Source organism: Neptuniibacter marinus (assembly GCF_001597725.1).
Classification (GTDB): domain Bacteria; phylum Pseudomonadota; class Gammaproteobacteria; order Pseudomonadales; family Balneatricaceae; genus Neptuniibacter; species Neptuniibacter marinus.
Window position 1 is genome coordinate 36,937 of record NZ_LUTR01000003.1, and the last position, 16,580, is coordinate 53,516.

10 protein-coding genes and 1 pseudogene are annotated in these 16,580 nt (G+C 44.8%); 1 reads left to right on the plus strand and 10 read right to left on the minus strand.

Going from position 1 to position 16,580, the window contains the following annotated elements:
• Nucleotides 1–101: 101 nt before the first annotated feature.
• The 10 genes and pseudogenes from nirD to A3774_RS03915 all read right to left on the minus strand — a co-directional run bounded on the left by nirD (nt 102) and on the right by A3774_RS03915 (nt 13,462).
• Nucleotides 102–449, minus strand: a complete 348-nt coding sequence (gene nirD, locus A3774_RS03875) for a nitrite reductase small subunit NirD (RefSeq protein ID WP_067863430.1) — start codon at nt 447–449, stop codon at nt 102–104.
• 31 nt (nt 450–480) lie between these two features.
• On the minus strand, nt 481–3,003 hold the full coding sequence (gene nirB / locus A3774_RS03880) for a nitrite reductase large subunit NirB (protein ID WP_067864099.1): 2,523 nt from the start codon (nt 3,001–3,003) through the stop codon (nt 481–483).
• Between the two features lie 102 nt (nt 3,004–3,105).
• A pseudogene (locus tag A3774_RS16970) lies at nt 3,106–4,287 on the minus strand (NAD(P)/FAD-dependent oxidoreductase); the annotation flags it as partial.
• Between the two features lie 263 nt (nt 4,288–4,550).
• Complete coding sequence (locus A3774_RS03885; protein ID WP_067863435.1) at nt 4,551–6,269, minus strand: bifunctional protein-serine/threonine kinase/phosphatase; 1,719 nt, start codon at nt 6,267–6,269, stop codon at nt 4,551–4,553.
• 112 nt (nt 6,270–6,381) lie between these two features.
• Nucleotides 6,382–7,851 carry a NarK family nitrate/nitrite MFS transporter gene (locus A3774_RS03890; RefSeq protein WP_067863437.1) on the minus strand — a complete coding sequence of 490 codons (1,470 nt, stop codon included), beginning with the start codon at nt 7,849–7,851 and terminating at the stop codon, nt 6,382–6,384.
• A 216-nt stretch (nt 7,852–8,067) separates the two neighbouring features.
• A complete protein-coding gene (locus A3774_RS03895; protein WP_067863440.1) occupies nt 8,068–8,958 on the minus strand; it encodes an ABC transporter ATP-binding protein in 891 nt (296 codons plus the stop codon).
• A 29-nt stretch (nt 8,959–8,987) separates the two neighbouring features.
• Nucleotides 8,988–9,974 (minus strand): ABC transporter permease, encoded by a 987-nt coding sequence (locus A3774_RS03900; protein ID WP_082792337.1) that lies wholly within the window; start codon nt 9,972–9,974, stop codon nt 8,988–8,990.
• A 59-nt stretch (nt 9,975–10,033) separates the two neighbouring features.
• Nucleotides 10,034–11,413, minus strand: a complete 1,380-nt coding sequence (locus A3774_RS03905) for a CmpA/NrtA family ABC transporter substrate-binding protein (protein WP_067864103.1) — start codon at nt 11,411–11,413, stop codon at nt 10,034–10,036.
• A 406-nt stretch (nt 11,414–11,819) separates the two neighbouring features.
• Nucleotides 11,820–12,848, minus strand: coding sequence for a CmpA/NrtA family ABC transporter substrate-binding protein (locus A3774_RS03910; protein ID WP_067863443.1), 1,029 nt, complete (start codon nt 12,846–12,848; stop codon nt 11,820–11,822).
• A 17-nt stretch (nt 12,849–12,865) separates the two neighbouring features.
• Nucleotides 12,866–13,462 (minus strand): ANTAR domain-containing response regulator, encoded by a 597-nt coding sequence (locus tag A3774_RS03915; RefSeq protein WP_067863446.1) that lies wholly within the window; start codon nt 13,460–13,462, stop codon nt 12,866–12,868.
• 362 nt (nt 13,463–13,824) lie between these two features.
• Between A3774_RS03915 and A3774_RS03920 the strand changes: the two genes are divergently transcribed.
• The gene (locus A3774_RS03920) at nt 13,825–16,464 is read left to right on the plus strand and encodes a nitrate reductase (RefSeq protein ID WP_067863450.1); all 2,640 of its coding nucleotides are present in this window, start codon (nt 13,825–13,827) and stop codon (nt 16,462–16,464) included.
• Nucleotides 16,465–16,580: the final 116 nt, after the last annotated feature.

A 16,580-nucleotide genomic window follows, 5' to 3' on the forward strand; every position in this document is an offset into this window, starting at 1 on the left:
GTAACGACATTGGATGGTGCTCTAAAAGTATGGGTATACGTCATTTTAGAGCGCACTTACACATTACTGTGTAAGCTATTCCTCGCGGAAGTCGGTTCTCGTTATGCGGCTATGATCTCGACGTTTTCACCTTTTAAACGTACTGGCCATACGGGCACTTGAGTGTTTGAATCCTCAAAGCAGCTCCCCGTATTTAAGGAAAAGTGCTGTTTATATAAAGGTGATGCCACCATCGGTTCACCTTTGATATCTCCGATTAAACCGCGGGCTAATATATTTGCACCGCTAAAGGGATCTTGGTTACCGATTGCAAATACTTCATCTTCATATCCAGGAATATAAAAAATAGCGATTTGCTGATCTTCATACAATGCAGCAACACCTGTGTTAGGTACTAAGTCGCTTTTATTGCAGAGTTTTAGCCAGTCAGCATTTGGGTTAATTGTCATAACATTCTCCTCTTTTCATCAGCGTACTTAATTAAACTGGGCGAATTTGATCGCGTTCGATAATGTGTACAATTTGTGGATCAACCTGTTCTTCCGCATTTACTACACTTCTGAACTGTTTTAATTTTTCCTCGTCTTCCAATGTTGTTTTCCATTCACACTGGTAAGTATCAACAACATGCTGCATTTGTGATTCAAGTTCAGTAGCAATGTTTAATTTGTCATCTAGGACAACCTCTTTTAGGTAGTCTAAACCGCCCTCTAAATTTTCCATCCATACGGATGTGCGCTGTAGGCGGTCGGCGGTTTTTACGTAGAACATTAGAACTCGGTCGATATATTTAACGAGAGTTTCATCATCTAGGTCGGTAGCAAACAGGTCCCCGTGGCGAGGTTTCATACCGCCATTACCGCACACATAAAGGTTCCAGCCATTTTCGGTGGCGATCACACCAATATCTTTACTTTGTGCTTCTGCACATTCGCGGGTACAACCGGATACGGCAAATTTTATTTTGTGAGGAGAGCGTAAGCCCTTGTAGCGATTCTCAAGCTCGATTGCCATGCTTGCGCTGTCCTTCACGCCGAAGCGGCACCAGGTACTGCCGACACATGATTTAACGGTACGAAGTGACTTGCCGTAGGCATGACCGGTTTCAAAACCCGCATCAATTAACTCTTTCCAGATAAGTGGAAGTTCATGCAATTTTGCACCAAATAGGTCGACACGTTGTCCACCCGTAATCTTGGTGTATAAGTTGTATTTTTTACCGACTTGGCCTAATACGATTAGTTTGTCAGGCGTAATCTCACCACCGGCGATACGGGGGACAATAGAGTAAGTGCCATCTTTTTGTATATTGGCCATGAAACGATCATTGGTGTCTTGTAAGCCTACATGGGGCTCATCCAATACATGTTCGTTCCAGCAAGATGCGAGAATAGAACCGGCCGTTGGTTTACATATTTCACAACCTAAACCTTTACCATGCTTGGCAAGTAGATCGGAGAAGCTACGAATCCCTTCAACACGAATAATGTGATAAAGCTCTTCGCGGGTGTAGGCAAAGTGTTCACAGAGATCTGTACATACCTCTACACCCCGTTTTTCTAATTCATGGTCAACGATGGTTTTCAACATCGCTGCGCAACCACCACAACCTGATGCTGCTTTGGTAACCTCTTTAACATCGGCAACGCTCATAGCGCCATCATCGATGGAGCAACAGATTTGGCCTTTAGTAACATTTAGACATGAGCAAATGGTTGCTGTGTCTGGCAAAGCATCGGGACCTAGTACGGGCGCTGACGATCCGTCTAATGATGGTAGGATAAGAGCTTGCGGTTTGTCTGGTAGATCTATGCCATTGAGTGCATATTGAATCAGCGTATCGTATTTACTGTTGTCACCTACTAAAACAGCACCGAGCAGTTTTTTACGATCTTCAGATACAACGATACGGTAGTAAACCTGTGTGTCTTCATCTAAATAACGGTAGCTAATGCTGCCTGGCGTTTTACCATGGGCATCGCCAATAGAGCCAACATCTACGCCGAGAAGTTTAAGCTTAGTGCTCATATCCGCGCCGGTAAATGTAGCCTCGTTTTCTAGATCGCCGACAATGGCTGCAACGGCTGTTTTCGCCATAGTGTAACCTGGCGCCACTAAACCAAAGATTTGATTGTTCCATAATGCACATTCGCCGACGGCATAAATGTTTTTATCAGAAGTTTGGCAGTAGTTGTCAACAATGATGCCACCGCGCTCGCCAATTGCTAGAGCGCTACTACGAGCTAGGGCGTCTTGAGGACGGATACCCGCAGAGAATAGGATTAGGTCTGTTTCTAAGAAAGTGCCATCACTGAAGTTCATACGGTAGGTATGCTCTTCACCTGGGACAATTTCGGAAGTTGCTTTATTGCAATGAACGTCTACATCTAAAGCTTCTATTTTTTTCTTTAAAAGCTCGCCACCATCTTCGTCTAGCTGTACTGGCATTAAGCGTGGAGCAAACTCAACAACATGGGCTTTTAAACCTAGAGATTTAAGCGCGTTAGCCGCTTCTAGTCCCAGCAAACCACCACCAACAACAACGCCGACGGAGGCCGCTTTTGCACACTCTTGGATTTTATCTAAATCTTCCAAGGTGCGATAAACAAAGCAGGCATCACCATCATTTCCCGGAATGGGGGGGACAAAAGGGTATGAACCGGTAGCGAGTACTAGCTTGTCATAGGGATAGCTAGCTTGCTCGGTGATCACCTGCTTTGTATCGCGATCGATCTGCGTAGCACCTTCGCTTAAGTGAAGCTGCACGCCATGTGTTTCATAAAAGTTATCTTCTACTAGGCAGAGGTCTTGGTAGGTTGAATCACCAAAGTACTCTGAAAGATGGACGCGGTCGTAAGCTGCACGTGATTCTTCGGCCAATATATGAATTTCATATTCGCCTGCAACTTCGTTAGCGACAAAGTTTTCAATAAAGTGGTGGCCCACCATACCGTTACCGATAACGACCAACTGCTTTTTGTTTGAGTCCGTTGAAGTAGTCATAGAAGATATACCCATGTCTTGTGTTTGAGTGTCTTGAGAGCAGAACGGACTGCCAAATAGCAGTTGTTGTCTGTTCGCACTCAAATCGATGTTTTGTTTTAGCTGATCGAAATACCACTGCCCCTCACGGACATCACCGTATAAAACGGCGCCGACTATTCGGTTATCCTTCAGCCAAAGTTTTCTGTATTCATTGTGTTGAATATCGTGATAAGTCAGTGTTTCTGTCTCAGGAGAATCCTGAAGCGAACCACATGAAAAAAGGTCCACACCGCTGATTTTTAACTGAGTCGCCACCGGTGCTTCTTGATAAAATTTGGTTTCGTTGAGAAGGCTAGAGACAAGAATATCCGCCTGCTGCCAGATAGGGGCGACTAAACCATAAGTGAATGATTCAAACTGGCAGCACTCCCCTAACGCATAAATAGATGAATCTTTAGTGCGCATTTGGGCATCGACCAATATGCCGCGCTGGTAATCAAGTCCTGCTGTTTCGGCTAATGCCTTATTCGGTGTTACACCTATAGCAGTGACTACAAGGTCGGCGGGTAGCGTTTCGCCTGTGGCTAGTGCTACCGACTCTACCGAATCATTGCCTTGTATCGCTTGAGTGTTAGCTTTAAGGCGGAATTTCAGGCCTCGCTCTTCAAGCGCATTTTGCAACATTTTTCCGGCGGTTTCGTCCAGTTGATGATCTAGTAGGTACTTGCCACGATGAAGAAGCGTTACATCCATACCTTGCACACGTAAGCCTTCTGCCGCTTCAAGGCCTAAGAAACCACCGCCAATAACAACGGCACGTTTCTTTTCTTTGGCAATACGTTGCATCTGCTCAACATCTTTAAATGTTCTAAAGCTCATAACCCCGTTTAGATGTGCGCCCTCAACAGGCAGAGGGGTTGGGTATGAGCCGGTCGCAATAACCAGTAGATCGTAATCTACTTGGACGCCTTGCTCGCTAATGATTACTTTATTAGCGCGATCAATCTGTATAGCGGGATCTTGGCTGTGTAATTTCACACCATGTTCTGCGTACCACTCTGTGGGTAGGGTGATCACTTTATCTTTATCCAGTTCACCGCTGAGTAAGTTGGATAGCAAAACACGGTTATAGCTACCGCCCGGCTCTTCACCAAAAACAGTGACATCAAGCGAGTGCTCCGCACGCTCAAATAAGCGTTGCAGTAACCGGCCTGTTGCCATTCCGTTTCCAATGATGACCAAACGTTTTTTCATAAAAATCCTAAATCCCAAAAATAAAAAAAAGGCGTTCACATTCAACATGTATGAGCATGTTGATGTAGAACGCCTTTGTTCTCAGAGCTTGTTGTGATAACGACTATTAAACACATAATAGTGGTTATTGCTTTTAATAAAGCACGTAGTGTGCCATTTATTAAAATCTACTTTTTTTCAGTGGGTTACTGTGTTTGTTAGAGTGTTATTACGCTGTTTGTAGGTGGGTTTTGGCTTTGTTTTGATGCAAACACCTGTTGATGCGAACTGTTTTGGTGCGACTGAGGGGGCGGTGACCTATGCCGTGTGATCTATTTGAGTAAGAGTTGAACTAGGTTAAGGATCAGCATCAGTGCTGCGACCACCTGCCACGTGAGAATAGGGTTTTTCTCTAGCATGGGTTGATGTTTTATTTTGGCTTCAAGGCTTTGATTGGGCTGGGTGAAATCTTGTAAAAATTCAGATAGAGCTTCATATCTAAAGCGGGGGTTTGGCTGTAACGCCTTTTTTAAGCAGCCTTCGACCCATAAAGGTACACCTTTGCGGTAACGGAGTGTCGGCGTGTAGTGCATTTGGCCATAATTTTTAAGCGTTATATTATTGGTTTTCATCTCCTTGTAAGGCAGATGACCTGTGATCATCTCATACACAATGACCGCGAGAGAGAACAGGTCCGAGCGAAAACTACCGGCCTCGCCAAGTAGGTACTCAGGAGCGACATAGTTGATTGAACCTTGGGGAATTGATTTATCTAGGGGAGAGTTCATCTCCTCAATACCCGCAATTTTCACAGTACCAAAATCAAGAATTTTGATGCGTCCATCTTGGTTAATCATGATGTTTTCGGGCTTGAGGTCTTGATGCACCATGTCGGCCCGTTGGAATGCTCTTAGTCCTTGGATGACCTGTTTGGTTAGGTCCCGCACCTCATCAAGCGTTGGTGCTGGATTATCGTTCATCCATTCGCGCAGGTTCATGCCCTGAATATGTTCCCCTAAGTAGTAGAGGTACTGCTTTTCGCGCAGGGGAGGGAAGGTTTTCATCACATTGGGGTGGTCTATCCGTTGTCCTACCCATTCTTCTCGGATAAAACCATCAAGATAGAGAGGATCTTCCGCGAATTGAAGCGAGGGCGCTTTTAACACATATTGCTGCCCTGAAACGGTATCTTTAACAAGGTACATATGGCTGCGGGTGCCACTAAAAATAATGTCGAGCACTTCGTAATCATCAATTTTATTACCAATGGTCATGACCGGAGGGATAGGTAATTGGGCCAGCCGTGCATGGCTTTCATCTAATGTTTCCGAAGGCAGGTGATCTATGCAGGTGATGAGTGCGGTAAGGTTGTCATCACTACCGCGCTCAAGAGCAAGATCAATGCATTGCTGTGCAGCGGTTTCAGGTGAATCGAAATGTTCTGCAAGGATGGCTTGCAGTTCGCGATTTGATAGAAACTCATGGATACCATCGGTGGTCATTAAGAGCATATCACCCTCTTTTACACCTCGGGTTGCGTAGTCTACGTCTAAATGTTGATCGCCCCCTAAGGCGCGAGATAAGTAGTGTTTTCCACCGCTTTTACGGACATGGTCTTGTGTGAGTTGCTCTAATTGGTCCGCTTGAAAATGGTAAATCCGAGAATCGCCAACGTGGAACCAATGTAGGGTGTTGGATTTAATGATTAAGGCTGAAAAGGTACAGAGTAAGCTGTCTTTTTCGCGGCTATTTTGAATGTTTTCTTTGTGTAGCCAGCTATTCAAGGCGGTTAATACACGGGAGACAGAATTTTTTACGCTCCAGCTATGGGGAGTGCTGAAGTAGTCCTGCATGAAACTGGTGACGCTGGTTTGGCTTGCAATATGGGAGTCTTCGCAGCTGCTCACGCCGTCGGCAATGGCTGCCGCACCGCCTTTAAAGTCAAGTTCAGCATGACTCGGCAGATGGGCGGCAAAGGCATCTTGGTTACGCGCCTTTATGCCTGCACTGGATTGTCCACCAAAACGTAAGACCAACGTTTTCTTACTCATGTTCACTTTTACCTAAACGCAGGGTGAACAATGGGTTCATTGTTCACCGCTTGCTGAGGGTCAGGCCTGTACACGGAAATGAGTCTCGGTAACGTGCTAGGCCTTAGCATGGTTAACTGACTTTAATAAGTTCTACTGTACCATCTTCATTGACCTCAGCCATATGCCCTTTTGGCTCTTCTAAGAAAAGTAGGGTGATAAAGCCAATGACTGCAGTTACCGCAATCACGGTAAAAAAGGTTGAGTACTCAACTAAGGATAATACGGTTAGATAGAAGACGGCGCCAACATTGCCGTAAGCCCCTGTCATACCGGCAATTTGCCCTGTTAGGCGGCGTTTTATTAAAGGTACGACCGCAAAGACAGCGCCTTCACCCGCTTGAACGAAGAAGGAGCACGCCATCGCAGCGGCAACGGCGAGGAAGAGTGGCCAGCTGCTATCGATTAACGACATCACAGCATAACCTGCGGCCAAACCTGCAGTTAAAATTAACAATGTTTTTCTACGGCCAAAACGGTCACTGATCCAACCCCCTCCAGGGCGTGACATGAGGTTCATGAACGCATAAGCGGATGCAACTAAACCGGCATACACCATATCTAATGAAAATACGTCGGCAAAGAACAGAGGTAGCATAGATATCACCGCTAGTTCAGAGCCAAAGGTGGCAAAGTACAGTATATTTAATACTGCAACTTGCTTAAATTTGTAGCGCTCCATCTCGGGGACGGGCTGGGTAAATATAGTTTTGTTAATACGATAAGCACTATAGCAGTCATAGATAAAAATAGCGGCTAAGGTTAGATATATAGCGAACGCAGCTGTATCCGTTAAGATTGATACACCTGCTGGTGAAAGCTTCCATGTGAGCAGCGATAGAGCGGCATAGAGTGGGACCTTCATGATAATCATTAAGATGAAATCACTGGGGCTGGTAACCTCCATACCCCCTATTTTCTTAGGTTTAAAATAGGTTGAACCTTTTGGTGTGTCGGTTACATTTTTGTACCAGATCACACTAAAGAGCAAGCTCATTAAACCGGTTAGACCGACCGCATAGCGCCAGCCATCAGGGCCCCCAAAGATCACGACTAAGGTGGGTAGTAGCATAGCCGCTGCAGCGGAGCCAAAGTTACCCCAACCGCCGTATAAGCCTTCAGCCGTACCGAGCTCGTTCGCAGGGAACCATTCACTTACCATACGAATACCGATAACAAATCCTGCGCCGATAAAGCCGAGTAAAAAACGGGATACGGCGGCTTGCGCAAAATCAGTGGATAGGGCAAACATGAAGCAGGGGATACTGGCAATCGAGAGGAGGGCGGCGTACGTGATCCTTGGACCGTACTTATCCGTGAGCATGCCGATAATAATTCGAGCGGGGATGGTCAATGCAACGTTTAAAATCAGTAAAGTTTTAATTTCTGCGTTCGTTAGCCCTAAGGATTCCGCTATAGCGCCGAGTAAAGGGGCGTGGTTAAACCATACAAAAAAGCTGATGAAAAACGCCATCCAGCTTAAATGTAGAATCTTCATTTTTCCGCTGAAGGAGAAGAGAGTTAGCTTGCCACTATCACTCATGGTATTGGCCTCGATTATAGTTATAGGTGTTGAAACAAAAAAGGCGTTCTACACGTCCCCTCTGATTGTATCGGGGACGGTATGAACGCCTTTGTTCAAGCTGTTTATGTTTTTGCTATCTATTGGTGCGTCGGTTGAGCCTGAGTACAAAACTGTGCACTTATTTGATACACCGATTTACCTTTATTCGCCTTTGAATAGAGGTATACACGGACCTTAGGCTGCTTTTTCCTCGCGTTTTGCTTTTACTGGAGAATCACTATGCATATCTTGCGCCATCTTTTGTGTGCCCTCTTCTTTTTTAGGGCTACTGTCGGGGGTACGCTGTTTTTCATACAGGAAAGTCAGTACTTCATGGCGGTAGTGGTTATATTGAGGGTCGTCCGCTAACGCAATACGGTCGCGTGGGCGGGGGAGGTCAATATTCAGTATTTCGCCGACGGTGGCGGCAGGGCCATTAGTCATCATCACAATGCGATCCGAGAGGAGAACCGCTTCATCCACATCATGAGTGATCATAATAACGGTGTTGTTTAGATCTTTTTGGATCTCCATCAGTGAGTCCTGTAGATGGGCTCGCGTGAGCGCATCTAAGGCACCGAAGGGTTCGTCCATCAACATAACAGTGGGTTCCATTGCGAGGGCGCGTGCGATACCGACACGTTGCTTCATCCCTCCTGATATTTCATCAGGGCGCTTGTCCATAGCATGATCCATATGGACGAGGGCTAAGTTATGTTCTATCCATTCACGCATCTCCGCTTTACTCTTTGAGCGGCCAAAGACCTGTTTTACCGCAAGCTCTACGTTTTCATAGGCGCTTAACCACGGCAGTAAAGAGTGGTTTTGAAAAACAACCGCGCGTTCAGGACCTGGTGAGTTTACCTCTTTTCCGTCTAAGAGGCAGCCGCCGCTGGTGGCTTGATAGAGTCCGGCTACGATGTTTAGTACAGTCGATTTACCGCAACCTGAGTGACCAATTAACGAGACAAACTCCCCTTTGTTAATCGTCAGGTTAATGTCCTGAAGCGCTTTAAAAGGGCCGTTAGGTGTTGGAAAATCGATATCAACTTTTGTTAACTCTAAATGTTTAGGAGGCTGAGCCATAATAATTATCCTTTTTCTAACGTCGCTAATTAGCGAAGTATTGCTGTTTTATCCCAAGACATTTTGCGCTGTAAAAACAGCATGCAACGGTCTAGTAAAAAACCGATCAGTCCAATAACGAGTACGGCCACCATAATTCGGCCAAGGGAGTTGGAGCTACCGTTTTGGAATTCATCCCAAACAAATTTACCAAGGCCTGGGTTTTGGGCCAGCATTTCTGCTGCAATAAGTACCATCCATGCGATACCGAGTGATAAGCGCAAGCCAGTAAACATCATTGGGATAGAGGATGGCAGAACGATTTTGATAATATGGGTAAGCCAGTTAAGGCGAAGTACTTGAGATACGTTTTGTAGATCTTTACTGATTGATGACACGCCGACCGCTGTATTGAGAAGTGTTGGCCATAAGCTACACAGGGATACAGTGATCAATGAGGTGATGAATGACTTCGCAAACATCGGGTCTTTACTGACGTATACTGCACTGACAACCATCGTTACTAAGGGTAACCAAGCCAGTGGTGAGACGGGTTTAAATAGCTGAATCAGTGGATTGAAGGCGGAGTAAAGTGTGCTATTTAAACCGATGAGTATTCCCGCCGGAATAGCGATTAGTGAGGCGATAATGAAGCCTGCAAGCACGGTGATTAGGCTTGTTAAAATCTGATCAAAAAAGGTGGGTTTACCGGTGTATGGACGCACTTTTACTGTAGCATCAGGATTTTTTTCGAGTTTCTTTGCGTTACGTAGCTCTTGGCGCTCGTGGAATTTAACCTCTTTCACCCGCTCTGCTTGATGTTCCTCTATTAATGTAATCGACTGTTGATAAACCGCCGCAGGACCGGGGAAAGTGCCTAGCGAAGTGTGGACGCTTTTGGCCCCGATCTCCCAAATGAATAAGAAAACTAACAAACCAATTAGCGGTATCAGTAAAGACTTTCCCAATTGACTGAAGTTTGCTTTAGGGTTTTCAATAAAATGGCTCAGGCCTATTGTGGCTAAAATTTTACTCATGACATATTACCTTCCGTTGATCTGTTGCCCCTCTGGTACAGAGGGGCTTTGTTGTTAGATCAAAGTGTTTGATCTGGCTTCAGACCGATTGAGAATTTTTCTAGGTAGGCGTTTGGTTGCTTGCCATCAAAGGTGATGTTGTCGATAAAGTGTGTTTGTGGTGCTTTGTAGCCATCTTCGGAGACAAAATCAGGGAACATATCCGCAGTCATTTTACCTTCCTCAATGAGTTCTTTTGCGGCAACTGCATAGATATCTGGGCGGTAAACTTTCTTAGCAATATCCATAAACCACTGATCTGATTTAGGCTCAGCAATTTGTCCCCAACGACGCATCTGAGTTAGATACCAAATCGCATCAGAATAGTACGGGTAAGTGGCGTTATAGCGGAAGAATACGTTGAAATCAGGCACCTGACGTTTATCGCCTTTTTCGTACTCAAAAGTACCAGTCATTGAGTTAGCGATAACATCATAATCTGCACCTACATAATCAGATTTGGATAAAATCTTCACTGCTTCTGGGCGGTTAGCATTATTGTTGTCATCTAACCATTTAGCGGCACGAATCATCGCTTTAACAACACGAATATGGGTATTAGGATTTTCGTCTGCCCAGCCCTTAGAGACACCAAAAACTTTCTCGGGGTTGTTTTTCCATATTTCATAATCGGTTACGACTGGAACACCAATACCTTTAAACACCGCTTGCTGGTTCCAAGGTTCGCCCACACAGTAACCATAGATAGTGCCAGCTTCCATTGTTGCAGGCATTTGAGGTGGCGGAGTCACTGATAACAGTGCATCTGCATCGATCGTACCTGATGTATCGCCGTTATGAGGCGCATAATAACCAGGGTGAATACCGCCTGCTGCTAACCAATAACGTAGTTCATAGTTATGGGTCGAAACAGGGAATACCATGCCCATGTTAAAAGGCTTACCTTCATCTTTATATTTTTCGACAATAGGCTTTAACGCATCCGCTTTAATGGGGTGAACGGGTTTGCCGTCAGGCCCTTTTGGTACGTATGGCTTCATCTGATCCCAAATATCATTGGAAACGGTGATGGCGTTACCATTAAGGTCCATGCTAAACGCCGTGATAATGTGGGACTGAGTACCAAACCCAATGGTTGCGCCTAAAGGTTGGCCTGCAAGCATATGAGCACCATCTAGCTGACCGTCAATAACGCGATCTAAAAGCACTTTCCAGTTGGCTTGGGCTTCTAAAGTGACGTAGAGGCCTTCATCCTCGAAAAAACCTTTTTCGTAAGCAATTGCGAGAGGGGCCATATCAGTTAGTTTAATAAACCCGAATTTTAAATCTTCCTTTTCAGGCTCGCCGATGGCTGCCCATGCAGGGGTTGTAATTAAGGCAGCGGCTAACACCGTACTACTGATAATTTTGCTTAGTAGAGCAGTTTTCTTTTTAAGCATGGTTGGCTTCTCCAGTCTTGAAAAATAAAAAAGGCGCCTAACGTGATCACAGTCTTGTGATTCGTTAAGGCGCCTTTGCCATAAAATAATCGAGCGGGCTTTTCTGCCCGTTTCTGTATTTATCGAGCACTCTTCGTTGAATGGCTCATTTGTTTTTTTATAAAGCATTACCTATGCCAAAAAACTAAACCTCTTTATATACAGATAGTTATATATGTAATCAGTAATTTTTATTACTCTGTTTCTACAAGGGTGCGCTGCACAATAGTGCGTATTTGTGTTAGCAGGGTGCGTATTGATGCATAAAATTAAACGAATGGAGTAAGTGGGTGCCGATTATCGAGCTGTAGGCGAGCGAATGGGTTCAGGGAGAAGAAAGGCAGAAGTTGCACTCCTGCCTTGATGTTTAGCTAACCCATTTTTGAAAGAGGTCTTGGCGGTAAACTGTACGGCTAATGATTGCAAAATCGGCAGGGTTGTCTGCGTCTGATAGTTGCCCACAGTCTAACATCTGGCTAAGAATAAACTCGCCCTGTTTCGGGTCGGGAACATTTACTTGCTTGCCCGCGAAATGTTGTTTCATCGCAAGGGGCGGTGTGTAGTCAGAAAGCGTAGTGGCGGCTTGATCTAGGTATGGGGGTAGCGCAAGGAGTTGGTATAGTTCCTCTTTATTGTTGATATCTTCAACCCATTGGCAAGCTTCATATAACGCTTTTACTAATGCTTGGTGGGTATTAGGGTAGGCCGCTGCCCACTCTTGAGTCACACCAAGAACCTTTTCTGTATGGGCTCCCCATATTTTGTGTCCGGTTGTCAGTAAGCCGCCGATCTTCTGAATGAGCGCTAAACTATTCCAAGGTTCACCTACGCAATAACCATCTATAGCGCCATTAGATAAGCTTGGTATCATCTGGGTTGGTGGAACAGCAATTAATTGCACATCATGTTCTGCATCAATCCCATGTTGTTCAAGCCAGTAACGAAGCTGATAATAATGGTTTGAGTATGGATATACCGTTGCCATGACCGGTTTGACTGAGCTGCTCTTGACCTGTTTTTTAAATTGCTCACCGACTAGTTTGTCGTCTTCCCAGTTATCAATTGTTTTGGATAAGAGGGTATGGAACTCTTCAGATAAAGTGATTGCCGTACCGTTTTGGCTCAGTGCTAGGGCTGTCATCATCGGTGTTTTGTTGCCGTTTAAGCCAAGCGTCGATGCCAATGGCATCGGGGCCAGCATATGTGCGCCATCGTACAGGCCAAAGCTTACTTTATCGCGTATCGAGGCCCAAGATGATTCTTTGCATAAAACGACATCGAGGCCGTGTCTTTTGAAAAAGCCTTTTTCTCGGGCGACCACTAAAGGTGCGCAATCTAAGAGCGCGACAAAACCGAGCTTCAGGTTGTTTTTTTCAAGTGTCAGTGGTGCTGACATAAATTATCCTCTTCTCTCTACTTGCTCAGGCCGTTCGTTAGTTCCAGAACATCAATAACGCTCTGGGCGACATCGGGTAGCTTTTGACCGCGATCCATGGCGAGCTTACGAAGGGTTTCGAATGCTTGTTTTTCATCGCACCCTTGATGCTTCATTAACATGCCTTTGGCTTTTTCGATCACTTTTCTGTCAGCCAGTTGGGTTTTCGCTTTTTCGAGTTCTGCGCGCAGTGAGCTATGGGCATCGAAATGAGCAATAGCGGTATCCATAATCGCTTTTACCCGATCTGGCTGTAGCCCGTCCGATATGTAAGCACTGACGCCCGCATTAATAGCATCAGACATAGTTTTACGATCATTTTGCTGCTCAGCGAAAAAAACGATAGGTCTTGGATTGTTTTTGCTCATCGTTGACATACTTTCGAGTGTGTCTCGATTAGGCGAATCCATATCAATAATAACGATGTCTGGATGGGTATCCTCAACACGTTTATTGAGATGGGTAGTATTGGGTAGTTGGCAGACGACATGATGTCCTAGTGAGTGCAAGGCTTCTTTGAGTGCCTGTACTCTTTCCGGTTCGTCATCTATCAGTAAAACATTTAAGCGATTCACGTTACATATTAATCCATATCCGGAGGTGGATACTGGTTAATTAAGCAATAAATGTTCCATTGTGGTGCGGAAGACTTATTTAATTGTTGTTTGGAGGTACGCTGCTGTGGATAAGTGGGTAAGATGTAGCCTGTGTAATCAGGCGTTGGGTCTTGGCGATATCCTAAATTGGCACAGTGCTTGCTGAGTCACTCATCATATTTATTGATAAAAATGTACAGCATATTTAGTACATAAAAAATTATAGTAGCGCAACGGAGCGCACTTATCTGGCAACTAGCAGATATGTGGCTCCGTGCCGTGTACGCTGTAAACTGGAAAGTGCATCTGGATTTGTGTGTTACAAAGTAGTGGAGGTTTAGATGCACAAAATGACAACGTGTCCATACTGCGGTGTGGGCTGTGGTGTTGATGCTGATATTCTGGATTCCGGTTCAATCGGTGTTAAAGGCGATAAATCTCATCCGGCTAATTTTGGCAGGTTATGCGTTAAAGGCTCGGCCCTGCATGAGGTATTAGGTGCGGGTGGTCGTCTACTTTCCCCTCTTATAAATAATGTCCCTGTTTCTTGGGATAGCGCACTAGATGAGGTCTCTTCTAGATTTCTTCGCACTATATCGGAGCATGGGCCGGACTCTGTAGCTTTTTACTTATCCGGTCAATTGCTCACAGAAGATTATTATGTAGCCAATAAATTGATGAAAGGTTTTATTGGTAGCGCTAATGTGGATACGAATTCACGTCTTTGTATGTCGTCAGCTGTAGCGGGTTATAAACGTGCCTTTGGTAGCGATACAGTGCCATGTTCCTATGAAGACTTGGAAAAAGCGGAACTATTAGTGCTGGTCGGCAGTAATACCGCGTGGAACCACCCTGTTTTATATCAACGTATGCAGGCTGCTAAGAAAAAGAATCCCTCCCTGAAAGTAGTAGTGGTTGATCCTCGCCGAACAGCAACCTGTGATTTAGCGGATCTTCATTTGGCACTTAAACCGAGTACCGATAGTGAGTTATTTTCAGGATTATTGAGCTATCTGGCTGATCAGAATTGTTTAAATCATGATTACATTGAACAATACACAGAAGGTTTTGAACTTGCTTTAGCTTCAGCTCAGCAGCAGTTTGACTCAGTTTCAGCGGTAGCTAAGTATTGCGATCTAGATAGTGATATTTTAACAACGTTTTATGAGTGGTTTGCCCAGACTGATAAAGTTGTGACTTTTTATTCTCAAGGGGTAAACCAGTCTTTTAGTGGCACTGATAATTCCAATGCAATCATTAACTGTCACCTTGCCACTGGTCGTATAGGTTTTGAAGGTGCGGGCCCGTTTTCTATTACTGGACAGCCTAATGCTATGGGTGGGCGTGAGGTTGGCGGTTTAGCAAATCAGCTAGCCGCGCATTTGGACTTCTCTTCACCTGAGTATATTGATCTTGTCTCGCGTTTTTGGAATGCACCGAATATTGCTCAAACCGAAGGTTTAAAGGCGGTTGAGCTTTTTCAAGCCATTGAAGAGGGTAAAGTTAAAGCGGTTTGGATTATGGGGACAAATCCTGCGGTGAGTTTACCTAATACCCATCAAGTGACACAGGCGTTGGAAAAGTGTCCCTTAGTGGTTGTTTCTGATTGTATGGCGAGTACTGAAACCCTTAAATATGCTGATGTTTGCTTACCCGCAACAGGGTGGAGTGAGAAAGATGGCACAGTCACTAATGCAGAAAGAAGAATTTCACGTCAGCGTAGTCTCTTAGCACCTACGGGTGAGGCTAAACATGATTGGTGGATTATTAGTGAAGTGGCCAAGAAAATGGGTTTTGAAGATGCATTCTCTTATCAACATCCAGCAGAAATTTTTGCAGAGCATGCAGCGCTCTCTGGTTTTGAGAATGATGGCAACAGAGATTTTGATATTCGTCTGTATCAAGATATAGATATTGATACTTATAATTCTTTTAAACCTGTTCAGTGGCCGGTGACTCAGGAAGCACCTTACGGGACAGCGCGTATGTTTTCAGATGGCCGCTTTTTTACGCCATCAAAACGGGCAAGGTTTATACCTATTCAGGCTTCAAGCCCTATTCAGCAAGTCACCCCTGAACTGCCTTATATCTTAAATACAGGCCGTATTAGAGATCAATGGCATACCATGGCGATGAGTGGACGTGCGCGCCGCTTGTTTCAACATAGGGATGAACCTTTTGTGGAGCTTAATCAGGCTGATGCGCTAAAAGAGCAGATCTCTGATGGCGAGTTGGTTAAGCTGAGCCATCCTCAAGGGGATTATATTGGCCGTGCTAGAGTTATGGTATCGGAGCAGCGTAGGGGGGAGCTGTTTGTGCCTATGCATTGGAATAATGAATTTAGTTCCTTGGCTAAAATGGGCGCTTTACTGGAACCCGTGACGGACCCTATTTCAGGGCAGCCTGAGTCTAAGCATGGACGAGTCAGTCTTTCTAAACTTAATCCGAGTTGGCAAGGGTGGCTAATGTGTCGCTCTGATTTGGAAATCAATTTACCTGTTGAATACTGGTCCAAAGTACCTAAAGGTGATGTTACTTTTTATTATCTTGCCGATAGTGTTGAGTTGGTTGATGGTATTGCTTGGTGCAAAGAGCATTTAGGGGATGTGTCTATCTGGTTAGAAGATCCGAATAGCCAAAACTTTAGAGCAGCGGGACTAAAAGGCGAAGTACTTGAATGGACTTTTTTTGTTATGCCTTATGGAGAGATACCTTCTACACGTTGGTTGGAGGAGATGTTTTCTGAAGCGGAATTGTCGATTGATCAACGCCGTTTTATCTTGAGTGTAACCGGATGTGAAATTGAAAATCCCGGTGAGATGATCTGTAGTTGTTATCAAGTAGGTAGCAATGCCATAGTAGAAGCGATAGGGTTAGGTTCTAGGACGGTTGATATGCTCGGGGATAAGCTTAAGTGTGGAACTAACTGTGGATCCTGTATTCCTGAATTGAATGCTATATTGGCAAAAGAGCTGAAATAAACAATGATAACCAGAGAGGGGCCATTGCACTGAGTGTAGAGCTTTTCCAGAGTAGAGATAATTATAGGCATCGTTAGGTGCCTTTTTTTACTGACTATCTTATTAGGGAGGTTAAG

Excerpts from the sequence above, each read along its gene's own strand:
- A3774_RS03910 (WP_067863443.1), bottom strand. The coding sequence starts at position 12,848 with ATGTCAGCACCACTGACACTTGAAAAAAACAACCTGAAGCTCGGTTTT.
- A3774_RS03895 (WP_067863440.1), bottom strand. The coding sequence starts at position 8,958 with ATGGCTCAGCCTCCTAAACATTTAGAGTTAACAAAAGTTGATATCGAT.
- nirD (WP_067863430.1), bottom strand. The coding sequence starts at position 449 with ATGACAATTAACCCAAATGCTGACTGGCTAAAACTCTGCAATAAAAGC.
- nirB (WP_067864099.1), bottom strand. The coding sequence starts at position 3,003 with ATGACTACTTCAACGGACTCAAACAAAAAGCAGTTGGTCGTTATCGGT.
- A3774_RS03920 (WP_067863450.1), top strand. The coding sequence starts at position 13,825 with ATGCACAAAATGACAACGTGTCCATACTGCGGTGTGGGCTGTGGTGTT.
- A3774_RS03900 (WP_082792337.1), bottom strand. The coding sequence starts at position 9,974 with ATGAGTAAAATTTTAGCCACAATAGGCCTGAGCCATTTTATTGAAAAC.
- A3774_RS03890 (WP_067863437.1), bottom strand. The coding sequence starts at position 7,851 with ATGAGTGATAGTGGCAAGCTAACTCTCTTCTCCTTCAGCGGAAAAATG.
- A3774_RS03905 (WP_067864103.1), bottom strand. The coding sequence starts at position 11,413 with ATGCTTAAAAAGAAAACTGCTCTACTAAGCAAAATTATCAGTAGTACG.
- A3774_RS03885 (WP_067863435.1), bottom strand. The coding sequence starts at position 6,269 with ATGAGTAAGAAAACGTTGGTCTTACGTTTTGGTGGACAATCCAGTGCA.